The organism is Neolewinella agarilytica (assembly GCF_900110645.1).
Classification (GTDB): domain Bacteria; phylum Bacteroidota; class Bacteroidia; order Chitinophagales; family Saprospiraceae; genus Neolewinella; species Neolewinella agarilytica.
Genome location: NZ_FOFB01000008.1, coordinates 142,768 through 155,561, shown reverse-complemented (window position 1 = coordinate 155,561; position 12,794 = coordinate 142,768). Strand labels below are relative to the sequence as shown.

General features: G+C 55.5%; 8 protein-coding genes. 3 read left to right on the top strand and 5 right to left on the bottom strand.

All coding sequences use genetic code 11. The features are described from left to right. Nucleotides 1-11: 11 nt before the first annotated feature. Nucleotides 12-1,049 carry an SPASM domain-containing protein gene (locus BM123_RS09300; protein ID WP_090167579.1) on the bottom strand — a complete coding sequence of 346 codons (1,038 nt, stop codon included), beginning with the start codon at nucleotides 1,047-1,049 and terminating at the stop codon, nucleotides 12-14. A 410-nt stretch (nucleotides 1,050-1,459) separates the two neighbouring features. Continuing rightward, the gene (locus BM123_RS09295) at nucleotides 1,460-2,605 is read right to left on the bottom strand and encodes a LamG domain-containing protein (RefSeq protein WP_090167577.1); all 1,146 of its coding nucleotides are present in this window, start codon (nucleotides 2,603-2,605) and stop codon (nucleotides 1,460-1,462) included. A gap of 159 nt (nucleotides 2,606-2,764) precedes the next feature. On the opposite strand from BM123_RS09295, the gene BM123_RS09290 reads away from it, so the two are divergent. Continuing rightward, a complete protein-coding gene (locus BM123_RS09290) occupies nucleotides 2,765-4,075 on the top strand; it encodes a hypothetical protein (protein ID WP_090167575.1) in 1,311 nt (436 codons plus the stop codon). A gap of 60 nt (nucleotides 4,076-4,135) precedes the next feature. Here BM123_RS09290 and BM123_RS09285 read toward each other — a convergent pair whose 3' ends face one another. Further along, nucleotides 4,136-5,236 (bottom strand): NHL repeat-containing protein, encoded by a 1,101-nt coding sequence (locus BM123_RS09285; protein ID WP_090167573.1) that lies wholly within the window; start codon nucleotides 5,234-5,236, stop codon nucleotides 4,136-4,138. 313 nt (nucleotides 5,237-5,549) lie between these two features. Between BM123_RS09285 and BM123_RS09280 the strand changes: the two genes are divergently transcribed. Together BM123_RS09280 and BM123_RS09275 are read left to right on the top strand one after the other, a co-directional pair. Further along, entirely contained in the window at nucleotides 5,550-7,802 is a 2,253-nt protein-coding gene (locus BM123_RS09280) for a PSD1 and planctomycete cytochrome C domain-containing protein (RefSeq protein WP_090167570.1), read from the top strand. A gap of 81 nt (nucleotides 7,803-7,883) precedes the next feature. Then, entirely contained in the window at nucleotides 7,884-9,350 is a 1,467-nt protein-coding gene (locus BM123_RS09275) for a DUF1501 domain-containing protein (RefSeq protein WP_090167568.1), read from the top strand. 1 nt (nucleotide 9,351) lies between these two features. Here the strand turns inward: BM123_RS09275 and BM123_RS09270 are convergent, their stop codons facing one another. Beyond that, entirely contained in the window at nucleotides 9,352-10,041 is a 690-nt protein-coding gene (locus BM123_RS09270; protein WP_090167566.1) for a hypothetical protein, read from the bottom strand. 170 nt (nucleotides 10,042-10,211) lie between these two features. After that, entirely contained in the window at nucleotides 10,212-12,491 is a 2,280-nt protein-coding gene (locus BM123_RS09265) for an aconitate hydratase (protein ID WP_090167564.1), read from the bottom strand. Nucleotides 12,492-12,794 lie beyond the last annotated feature (303 nt).

Genomic DNA, 12,794 nt, shown 5'->3' with positions numbered 1-12,794 from the left:
CACCGACCCCTCTACACCTCCGCTCCCAGCCAGACCTCGCAGCCTTCCGTACAATTCTTACAAATATCAATTTCGGAGCGGCCTTTAAGCAGCTTGGTTCGGAAGTCGTCATAGGCGCCACCTTCCCAGATTTTGTGGAGGCTTTCCTCCTTCACGTCACCCAGGCGGTGAGTTACATCTTTGTCGAAACAGCAGGGGGCAACGAGGCCGTCCCAGGTAATCACACAACTGTGCCACAGTTTCCAGCAGTGGTTCTGCAGCTTGTTCTTAATGCCGTAGGTGCCGTCTTTTTTCTTGAAGTAGCGGGCGTACTTTTCCTGCTCGGGCATCAGTGGGTTGCCGTGCTCATAGTCGTATAGCTGAGCAGTTTTGAACTTCACCTCATCGATTCCAATCTCATCGGCCAGACGAACGACATCCTCCATTTGGTGCTCATTGGGCTTCACGACCAGAAACTGAAAGATCAGGTGTGGCGTCGGAGAATTCAATTCCTCTTTCCACTTCACGAGGTTGCGGGCACCCTGAAGGACGCTCTCCAGTTTACCGGCTTTGCGGTATTGCTCATAGACCTCCTGGGTGGTGCCGTCAACGGAGATGATGAGCCGGTCGAGCCCGCTTTCAATCGTCCGTTTGGCGTTGGCGTCGTTCAGAAAGTGGCCGTTGGTGGAGGTGATAGTGTACACGCCCCGCTCGTTGGCTTCCTTGACCATGTCCAGAAAATCCGGATTGATGTAAGGTTCCCCCTGGAAGTAAAAGATCAGGTAAAGCAGGCGGTCGGCAATATCGTCCATCGTCCGGCGGAAGAAATCAGCCTTCAGGTTGCCCGTCGGGCGGGTAAACTGCCGCAGGCCACTGGGGCACTCCGGGCAACGAAGGTTACAGGCCGTCGTTGGTTCAAAGGATACCGTGAAGGGTTTACCCCACACCACGGGCTTCTGCAGCCAGCGGGTAGCATAGTAGCTGGCGATCACCTTCGAGGCATTGATGACCCGGCGCGGCGTGAGTTTGCGCAGGAAGTTGATCGTGTCTTTGGGGTATAGCTTGGCCATGGGGGTAAAGGTAAGGCTCCGGCTTAGCTTTGTTGGTAAGGTCAGTGTAAAGGTGTGTATCACGAGATGCACGATTCATTAGAAAAACCTCTCACCGGACGCTCAAAGGAACTCAGCAATTTCGCCTCCGGCTCCATGGCTGAGCACACTTCGAGGTCCTAGACTGCCAATTTAGGACCTCGAAGTGTGCATTTTCCGTAGCGGAGCGAAGGATAAAATGTTCCTTTGAGGGTCCGGCTTCGAGTATGCGTTAGCCCTGCCCCCGGCCCCTCTCAGGAGGAGAGGGGAGACGTCTCAGGCGGCTTGACCGTGCATTTCGTGATACACACAGTGTAAAGAGAGAGGGGGAAAGCCCCCGGGGCCAACGCATACTCGCTACCGGCGCTCACCACGGAGCTTTCAGCAATGAGTTAATACAGCAACCCGCCCCCATCGTCCAGCCGGGCTACAATTCCCCAGCCAAAAAAGAAGTTGGTAAGGCCGATCAGTAACTCATTTTCCCCGGCGGATAACGGCAATGAAATACGGGAATTCTCGATGGAGCAGCGCCCCCGTGGGGTTTTCATGCCGGGCGTGCCGAAAAGATTTTTATCAACGTAGAGCGGCTTACCGTTGAGGTAAACATATACCTCGTCGCTAAAGCCAAAGTCCAACTGTCGTTGCAAAGCCTCTTTGGCCGTGATGGTGGTTTTTAGCCAAACCATGCGGCGGGCTCCACGGGGTGTTGCCCCGAATTTGCGACTGAGGTTAACCATGCCAAGTCTTTCGGCGGAGATGGCCGACCAGGCCGTTCCCTCATCGGGCAGAGCCGTAGGCTCGGTGCCCCGGGGAAGGTCAAGGGGTGTAGTTACCTGCCAGTTGCGGAGGTAGCGGGCGTCGTTATGAACGGGGTCGATCCCCTTGCCGGCGGCCAGGCCGGGCGTTGCGTCGGGCGTTACGGTGATGTTAGCCAGGTAAACATTACCGTCGAAGCCTACACTTCCCGAGGTCCAGTCGCCGTCCATCATCGGAACGTAGAGCGCCGGCCTTGTCATGTCGTTGATATAAGCGAGTAGCTGACCGTCTCGAACGACGATCTTGATGTGGTTCCAGCCATCAGCCCTGAGGGTGGCATTGGATTGGTATTCGTTGCTCAGGTCCCAGATATTGACGCCATTCAGCACGGCGGCGTACTGGACGGCAGAGTTGACATTGGGGTCATCAACGGCGTTAGCGCGCAGGTACAGGTGTTCGGAGTTGGCTGCGTCTTTGCGACGAAAGTGGATGCTGGTGAAGCGGGTGTTATCCGCCAGAGCTGCATCGTATTCGATGGTGCCGTTGGCGAAGGCAAGGTCTTTTATGGTTATGATATTGCTGCCGGTGGCATCCTGGCCACCATCGTTTATGTGCAGAGTGGGGACACCCAGGTGAGTGATGAATGCTGCTTTGTTCCCGTTTAGCTCCCAGGCAGAAGCTTTCATAGGAATCTTTTTTTGTGCTTCGGCAAGCTCAGCAGGGGCCGCGGTCGCAGGTGCAAGGGAAAAGATCAAGGCAAGGAGGGCTAATAAATATTTCATGCTTCTTTGTTTGCTTAGGCCGTAAAAGTGGAGGTTGGGCAGAACGAACAGCGTTCATGCCGGGTGCAAGGTCGTTCAAGTTGGTACACAGCCTCGTTTCCCGGCTTTCAGTCCGGCTCAACTGAAAAGGCTGGCGAACAAACTTTGTACCTTAGCCATATGCTTCCGGAAGAAAAATTGCTTGCGGCTCTCCGCCAAAAAATAGAGACCTCCCTTGCCTGGGGGCCGATGGAGCAATGGACGAATAATGACTTCGAGGTACTGAGCGACCGGATAGCTGAAGCGACCACTACTACCCTCAGCACGACCACGCTCAAACGAGTTTGGGGTCGGGTGGCCTACGCCAGCCAGCCGAGCACAACAACACTGGATGCTCTGGCCGTTTTTGCGGGCTATGAGCATTGGCGGGCTTTCCGGGCAAGCCAGACGGAAGTAACTGTTGCCGCACCTTCTATTCCTCGGATAGCCTCAGAAGACGCTCCTAAACCGGAATCCTCCTCTGGTTGGAAGAACTACGCCTGGCCGCTGGGCATTGCAGCCATATTGGCTCTGACCCTGCTCCTTTATCAATCCTTTGCACCTGCGCCCGCGCCGGAAGAATCGTCCCTTCCTGCCATCATTAAGCCAGAAGATTACCACCTGAGCTTCCGCCCCGTTACTACCGGCGTGCCCAACTCCGTAGTGTTCAGCTATGATGCGGGCAAAGCTCCCGTTGATCAGGTTTTTCTGCAGCAAAGCTGGGATGAAAGACGGCGCGAAAAACTGGACCGAAACGGTAATGTCCACACCTCCATTTATTACCTGCCAGGCTACTACCGTGCGAAGCTGGTCGTCGGAAACCAGATCGTTGCAGAACGTGAACTTTACCTCCGGGTAGACGACTGGGTCGCCGCCGTTTCCCGGGAACCTGTGCCCGTTTATCTCCCAATCGAAGACATCCGACAGAACGGACAGCTCGCCATTGCCGAGAAGCAGCTGCTTGACCTGGGCCTCGACCTGCAGCCAGAACCTCCGGTCACGGTGCTTACCAACGTGGGGAAAACGGAGGGCTTATGGTCCAACGATTTTACTTTCCAGACCCGACTGCGCCACGACTATGCCACCGGCGCGGCGGCTTGCCAACATGCCAGGGTTCTGCTGTTGCTTAAAAATGATGCTATCATTATTCCCCTCAGCGCACCCGGTTGCGTGGCTGACCTTAGTCTGTATGCTGGTGGCAAAAGCTATGACGGACGAAATACCGACCTCTCCCCCTTCGGGATCATCGGGGATAACTGGCTGGATCTCTCCTGCACGGGAAAGGATGGCCTGTTAACCTTCCGCGTAAACGGCAAACGTATTTTTCAGGTGGAAAGCGAGGAAAGTCCTAAAGAAATTATCGGTATTCGTTACGAGTTTTCGGGAATGGGCTCCGTGGATGAACTTCGGTTTGGAAACAGCAGTGGAGAAGTTTGGGTGGAGGAATTTTAATGGATAAACCATGCGAACAAAAGAACGGACACAAATCCGTAATCCGACAACTGCCAGTGACTAAACCCGCTCCAGTAAAATCGGCGGTGCACCTTTAGCGTCCCATTGGCAGAGGTAAAGGTTCTCGTCGGCGTCGACGCAAACGTCGTGGCCATGATGAAAAAGTCCGTGAACGCGGGGGTCCTGATGCATCGTTTGTAACTCACCGTCTTTGTAGGTAGCCGCTGTGCCACCCGCATTGGAAATTACCTTATTGTTGGCATCCAGAATGGTGATGTAACCATGATGCTTCTGTCGTTTTGCGCCCGCTGCAGTATCGGCAAAACAGACGCCGGCCAGCAGGTTTTCGCCATGAATTACGGGCCGGCAAACATATGCGCCCGGCAGGCTCACCTGCTCAATGAACTTTCCATCAAGCGTGAAAAACTTGAAAGCCTGATCATTACGGCTGGTCACTGCCAGCCGGGGCTCATTCCCTTTTCGCAGGTCAATGGCTACGCCGTGCGCCTGGTTGAGATTATAGCGCGGGTCTTTGTTGTTCTTGCCTCCGAAGTGGGAGATGTACCGGCCGTTGGCATCATAGCGAACGATGTAGTTGGAACCATAGCCGTCTGCCACGTAGATGTCTCCGTTCGGAGCCACGGCTGTTTCCGTTGGGTGGTAGGCCTCACCTTCAGCGTAGACACCAATGGTTTTAGGGTGCCCCAGCCGGAAAATGACCTCACCGTTGAGCCGTGTTTTGGTTACGCTGCCGGGCTCGTTGCGCCAGCGGCCGGTACGGTCGAGATGGCTGCCGGTATCACAGATGAAGAGGGTCTCTTCGTCTCCTTCATCGAAAAGGGTCAGACCGTGGCCGGCGGGATAGCGGTAGCCCCAGCTGTCAATCACCTTCCCGGAGCGATCGAAGACGAGGACGTTGTTGGCGGGGTGATCTCCCAACAGATACAGTTTCCCACTTTTATCAGCTACCATCTCGTGGCAGTTGATCAGCGAATACTGTTGTGGGGAAACCTTCGCCCAGTCTGCCCGTACCCGATAGCGATGACTGCCCTGGCCGACGATTAATTCTTCCGGGGCGCGGGCGCGGGAGGCAAGGACAGTTGGAAGAGCAATGGCAGGAGCAGCCAGGGCGGCGCGGCGTAGGAAGGTTCTTCGTTGCATGATGGTAAATTTTAGCGACTCAGGTATTCAAGGTGTGCCTCAAGATACAGCCCCTTGTTTCTTCTTCATTGAACTCGTTTAAACTTTTATTTCCACCAACCCGGGGAAAGCTTCGGGCGGAGAGCAGGATAGTAAAATGATGCTGCCATACCGTTAAGACGCGCAGTCTATTGATCAACAGGACCATGGGTGTATGCCATTTGATTTAGCTAAAAAGCTAGAAGAAAAGATTATGCTAAAGACCGTTAGTCTCTTTCAAGCTCGAAAACGCTTACTTTAGGGCTGCTTCAGTTGGTTCCTTCTGCCTTACTATATGTGTCGATCATTCCGTGTTTTGCTGGGTTTGTTTTGCCCGCTAATCTTTTTCGGATTGGCCGGCTGTGAGCAAGAAGCGTCCCCCGTCAGCTTTGCCAATGACATCCGGCCAATACTTGGGGCGAAGTGCATGTCTTGCCACGGCGGTGTCCGGCAGCTAGGCGGCCTGAGTTTTCTCTTTGAGGAGGATATGTATAAAGAGTTGCGCTCGGAGAAAATGGCCGTTGTGCCCGGAAAGCCCGAGGAGAGCGAAGTCTACCGCAGGATCACCAGTGAGCGCGAGGGACTGGTGATGCCGCCCGAAGGCGACCGCCTCAATGAGACGGAGGTGGAGCTCATCCGCCGTTGGATAGCCGAAGGGGCAGCCTGGGAAGAGCACTGGGCGTACGTGCGGCCGGAGTTGCCGGCCATTCCTGCGGGGGCGGAGCACCCGGTGGATGCCTTCGTGGGCAAAACCCTGCTTGCCAAAGGTCTTTCCGCCGCACCTGCGGCCGCGCCCACAACCCTGATCCGCCGGCTTTACCTTGACCTGATCGGTCTGCCCCCCAGCCCGGAAGTCAGCCGGGCCTTTGCCGATAACCCAACCGAAGAAGCCTACCAGCAGGTTATTGATGAGCTCCTCGCCTCCGAACATTTCGGGGAGCGTTGGGCCAGCTTCTGGCTTGATCTGGCACGCTACGCCGACTCCCAGGGCTACCAGAAAGACCACATCCGGAAAACCATGTTCCTTTACCGCGACTGGGTCATCGAAGCCTTTAATCAGGATATGCCAATCGACAGCTTTACCCTGCGCCAACTCGCCGGAGACCTCTTTCCTGCGCCTACCGGGCAAGACCTGCTGGCCACCGCTTTTCACCGCAACACCATGACCAATGACGAAGGTGGCACTGACGACGAAGAGTTTCGGGTCAAGGCCGTTATGGATCGCGCCAACGTAACGATGGAGGTCTGGCAGGGTTCTACTTTCAGCTGCGTGCAGTGTCATAGTCATCCCTACGACCCCGTTCGGCACGAAGAATACTACGCCGTAAAGGGCTACTTTAACAATACGGCCGACGCTGATTTAACGTCGGATGAGCCAAAGCTGCCCCTTCAGTCCGCCGCCAGATTACGGGAGCTGGCGGGCCTTGAACGGGCGCTGCAGGACGACACCCTCTCCCGCGCAAGAGTAGCGGAGCTGGAAGCAGCCATTGCTGCCTTCAGGCCGCTGCCCGTTCCAGTAATGCAGGACCTTTTACCGGATTCCAGCCGCATCAATCGCCTTTTCGTGCGCGGCAATTGGTTGATGGAAGCGGATACGATCGAGCCCGCTCCGCCAACAACTTTTGACAAGACGGGGAAGACTTTTCCACCCAACCGCCTGGGGCTGGCGCAGTGGCTGGTGGACGAGGGGAACCCGATGACCGGCCGCGTGCTCGTCAACCGCGTCTGGGAGCAACTCTTTGGCCGGGGCATCGTCAAGACACTGGAAGATTTTGGGGTGCAGGGTGAAAAGCCAACCCATCCGGAACTACTCGATTGGTTGGCGATTAATTTCACGCAGGCGCAAAACTGGCGGCTGAAAAGCCTGCTGCGCACCATCGTTAGCAGCCAGACCTACCGGCAGTCCAGCAGCGCCGATTTCGTGCAGCTGGCACTGGACCCCGACAATCGCTGGCTGGCCCGTGGGCCGCGTTTCCGGTTGAGTGCTGAGCAGATCCGGGATCAGGCCTTAGTGGTCAGCGGGCTGTTCAACCCAAAGGTCTATGGCCCCAGCGTGATGCCCCATCAGCCTGAAGGCGTGTGGAACGTTATTCGCCACGTGGCCCGCTGGAAAACGAGCCCGGACGGCCAGAACCACCGGCGGGGACTGTACACTTTCTACCGCCGCGCCAGCCCTTACCCGACGATGCTGCTCTTTGATGCACCGTCGCGGGAGCTTTGCGTGTCCCGTCGCATACGTACGAACACGCCCTTACAGGCAATGGTGACGCTGAATGATCCGGTGTTTGTAGAAGCAGCGGAGGCGCTCGCCGCAGGTGCCATGGAAGCGCATAACAGCAAGGTGGAGGACCAGATCGCCTATGCCTTCGAGCGGGCGACCGCCAGCCCACCGGATGATTTCCAGTCGGCTAGATTACAAGAACTGTACGCCCTTAACCTGGCAGAGTTTCAAGCGATAGATTCCTTACCCAACTCTCCTGAATTGGCTGCCATGGAAACCGTTTGCCGGGCAATTCTTAATCTTGACGAAGTACTCGTTAAACGTTGAACCCGGGAGGAGGACCTCCAGGTCCGATTACTCGGTAAACGAGTCGGACCTGCCCCCCCCCCCCCGGACAAGCTACCTTATATGACCTCTCTGGACCACGAATTCTTCCGCCGTCAACAGGCCTACCTCACTCGCCGCCAACTATTCCGCAGCGCAGCCTTTGGCATTGGTGGCATGGCCCTGGGTATGCTTGGCTGTGGTAAGCCCGAGCCGCCCAAGGATGCAATTAGTGAAGCCATGAAGCGTGCGCTCCACCTGGCCCCGCACGCCAAACGGGTCATCTTTCTGCACATGGCCGGCGCACCTTCTCAGCTGGAACTCTTTGATTACAAGCCGGAGTTGGCTAAGCTAGACGGACAACTCTGCCCTGATTCTTTCCTTAAGGGGAAGCGCTTCGCCTTCATTCGCGGCGTGCCGGAGATGCTGGGGCCACAGTTCGCCTTTCAGCAGCACGGCGAAAGCCGTGCGTGGGTGTCCGAGTTACTCCCGGAATTCAGCAAGCAGGTTGACAATGTCACCTTCCTTAAGGCCGTCAAAACCGAAGAGTTTAACCACGCTCCCGCCCAGCTCTTTATGCACACAGGCGGTACGCAGCCGGGAAAGCCTTCTTTCGGATCCTGGGTAACTTACGGGTTAGGGACGGACAATGATGACCTCCCGGGTTTCATCGTCCTTGTCTCCGGCGAGTCACAACCCAGCGGTGGTAAAAGTCTCTGGGGTAGTGGTTTTTTGCCGTCTAATTATCAGGGCGTGGAGTTTCGCTCTCAGGGAGACCCCGTTCTTTACGTCAACAATCCGGAGAAAGTTTCCCGCGACGTTCGCCGCCGGACGCTGGACGCCATCGGCGACCTGAACCGACGGGAGTACGAAGAAGTCGGCGACCCGAACGTCCTCTCCCGCATTGAGCAATACGAGCTCTCCTTCCGGATGCAGATGACCGTGCCGGAGGCTACCGACGTGAGCCAGGAACCCGACTACATCCACGAACTCTATGGCACAAAGCCGGGGGAGAATGCCTTTGCCAATAATTGCCTTCTGGCCCGCCGGCTGGCGGAGCGGGGCGTTCGCTTCATCCAGCTCTATCATCGGGGGTGGGACAGCCATGGCAGCAACGACTTCGAGAATCTCCACGGCGGTTTCAAGGCCCGCTGCCGGGAAATTGACCGGCCGATGTCGGCACTTCTGACCGACCTGAAACAACGAGGGATGCTGGAGGACACACTCCTCGTTTGGGGCGGAGAGTTCGGCCGTACCCCCATGCAGGAAAACCGGGGCGGTAAGACCAACCCCTTCAAGGGTCGGGATCACCACGGCGAAGCCTTCACCATGTGGATGGCCGGCGGCGGATTACGCCCGGGCTACACCCATGGCGCTACGGATGAATTTGGTTATTACCCCACCGAAGGAGCCGTTCACATCCATGATCTTCAGGCAACGATATTCCACCAGCTCGGGGTGGACCATACTCGTTTAACCTATCCCTTCCAGGGCCGGGACTTCCGGCTGACGGATGTGCATGGGGAGGTGGTGCGGGAAGTGCTAGGGTGATTTACTCCCACGCCCGATTCCTCTCCGTCGCCATTCGATCATACAGCCGCTGGATATATTCCCGATGCTCCAGCAGCCGCTCGCCACTCATACTGGCTTTTTTCACTTTAAAAATATTGGGAACCTTTACTTTTCCGGCCGACAGAGAGTTCAGGAGGAATAACTCCAGAAAGCTGAACACCAGATTAATGCGATGCAACCAGCCTCCAGGACTTACCTGAAACCCCATCCGCTCTACGGACCGATCGGAGAAGAAATAAGAGGTGCCAACAATTTCGACGGTCGCGGGGTCTTCTGAACTCGCCACCTTGTCGGCAATATTAAGCAAGCCCTGCAGGTAGAAGGCGAGGACCGTTCGCTGCAACTCTTTGCCGGGAGGTATACCCCGTAAATGGAGGAGATAATCAACGGATGGGCCGCTATGAATTTCTATGCGGGTCTTTGATTCACCAAAGACCAAAAACAGTGGAGAGTAATATTTATACCAACCCGCCACTCGGATAAAAGGCGTCCATAAAAACATCAGCAAAGGGGCAATGAGGAGGAGCCCCAGCATATCCCCGAAAAAGCCCAGAGAATCGTCCACTTCAAAAACGGCAAAGGTGACCATTAAACCAAAACCAGCCATCACCAGGCTTATCAGCCAGGCAAACGCCGGGTGGAGTCCGTAATATCTGTCAGGGATTCGCATGACGCTAATGTCGGGCTTAAATTCTTCACGAGCTCAAAGCCGCTCATCGTACGACCAAAAACAAGAAAACCGCCCCAACCCATAAGGTTGAAGCGGTTTTCTAAAAGGCCGAAGGCCGTCTAAAAGAAAACCAGGCGAAGCGTGGTTCTCGTCTAAAAGCGCAAAGTGTTTTACGCCCCTGCAGCAACGTCCTGACGAATCTTATTCAGAGCAGAGCCGGCACGTACCCACTCGATCTGAGCGGCGTTGTAGGTGTGCGCTACTTCGAACTCGTCGTTCGTACCGTCGTGGTGGTCCAGTTTGATGGTCAGGTTTTTGCCTGGAGCCATCTGGTCGAAGCCCTTGATGGTAACGACATCGTCCTGGCGGACTTTATCGTAGTCGTCTTTGTCCACGAAAGTGAGGGCTAACATACCCTGCTTCTTCAGGTTCGTTTCGTGGATACGCGCGAATGACTTCACGATAACTGCGTTTACGCCCAGGAAGCGAGGCTCCATGGCAGCGTGCTCGCGGGATGACCCTTCTCCCAGGTTCTCTTCACCGAAGACTACGGTCCCGATGCCTTTAGCCTGGTAGGCTTTTGCGGAGTCCGGCACGGCTACGTAATCATTGACGACGTAGTTCAATACCTTGTTAGCCTTGTCGTTGAAGAAGTTGATAGCGCCCGTGTAACAGTTCTCAGAGATGTTCTCGAGGTGACCACGGTACTTCAACCAGGGGCCGGCCATTGAGATGTGGTCCGTCGTACACTTACCTTTTACCTTGATGAGTACGCGCATATCCGTCATATCATCCTGCGTGATGGGCACGAACGGGGTCAGCAGCTGCAGGCGATCAGACGTTGGTGCGACCACTACTTCTACGCCGCTGCCATCTTCGGCCGGTGCGTTGAAACCACGGTCTTCTACGTCAAAACCATCCGGTGGAAGCTCGTAACCGGTTGGCTCGTCGAGCATCACTTCTTCGCCCTTATCATTAACGAGGGTGTCGGTCATTGGGTTGAAGTCCAAACGACCGGAAATCGCGATAGCGGCTACCATTTCAGGAGAAGCTACGAAAGCGTGGGTGTTCGGGTTACCGTCGGCACGCTTGGAGAAGTTCCGGTTGAAGGAGTGGATGATGCTGTTCTTCGGAGCATTCATGGGGTCATTGTAGCGCGCCCACTGGCCGATACATGGCCCACATGCGTTGGTGAAGATCTTAGCGTTGAGGTCTTCGAAGGCCTTAATGATGCCGTCGCGCTCCGTTGTGAAGCGAACCTGCTCAGAGCCCGGGTTGATACCAAATTCTGCTTTAGTGGTCAGCCCTTTAGCCACGGCCTGACGTGCAATGGAAGCGGCCCGGGATAAATCCTCATAGCTGGAGTTGGTACAGGAACCGATAAGGCCCCATTCCACGTCCAGTGGCCAGTCGTTAGCCGTTGCTCTTTCCGTCATTTCGGAGCCGGCAGCCGTGGAGAGGTCTGGCGTGAATGGTCCGTTGATCAGTGGCTTCAGCTCAGAGAGGTTGATCTCGATTACCTGGTCGAAGTACTTTTCCGGATCAGCGTAACACTCCGCGTCGGCGGTGAGGTGCTCGGCTACTTCTTTAGCAGCGTCGGCAACGTCTTCACGGCCGGTTGCCCGAAGGTAGCGGTCCATGCTTTCGTCGTAGCCAAAGGTAGAGGTAGTGGCCCCGATCTCGGCACCCATATTACAGATGGTACCTTTACCCGTACAACTCATGCTCTTGGCACCTTCGCCGAAGTATTCAACGATGGCACCCGTTCCACCTTTTACGGTGAGGATGTCGGCTACTTTCAGGATAACGTCCTTCGGAGCGGACCATCCGGAAAGCTTACCGGTCAGTTTTACCCCGATCAGTTTTGGGTTCTTGAGCTCCCAGGCCATACCGGCCATTACGTCAACGGCATCCGCACCGCCAACACCGATAGCGACCATACCAAGGCCACCAGCGTTCACGGTGTGACTATCCGTACCGATCATCATTCCGCCGGGGAAAGCATAGTTTTCCAGAACAACCTGGTGAATGATACCTGCGCCTGGTTTCCAGAAGCCGATGCCGTATTTGTCAGAAACAGACTCCAGAAAGTTGAAGACCTCGTTACTGGTATTAATGGCGTGTTGCAGGTCAGCATCTGCACCAATTTTGGCCTGGATCAGGTGATCACAGTGAACGGTGGAAGGCACGGCGACTTTGTCGCGTCCTGCCATCATGAATTGGAGCAGGGCCATCTGAGCCGTAGCATCCTGCATCGCGACGCGGTCAGGGGCAAACATCACGTAATCCTTTCCACGACCGTAGTTGGCCAGCGGACTCTCTTCGTGTAAGTGGCTGTAAAGAATTTTTTCGCTCAGGGTGAGGGGGCGGCCCAGCACTTTGCGGGCTTCGGCAACTTTGCCGGGGAGGTCAGCGTAGACCTTCTTAATCAGATCGATATCAAATGCCATGTGGTAAATTTTCTTTTTCTTAGTGGTGGGCTCATTTGGGCACTTCGGCAAGCTCAGCGGAGGCCGCGGACGCAGGTGCAGAGAATTATCTTTTTAAAAGCAAAGAGAAACCCTTGAGACCTAAGTCCGTCTTACTAACACACTATTTGCACGAAAGTCGACAAATGTAGCCAGATTCGACGATTTTTGGCCGTAGACCTATTGTTGAGACCGTTTTTTCATGTTTTCCTGACAAAAGTCAGTACATCGGACAGCCGCAACCAGCAGCCCGGCAGCCGGAAAGCAACAATACCATGGCGAAAA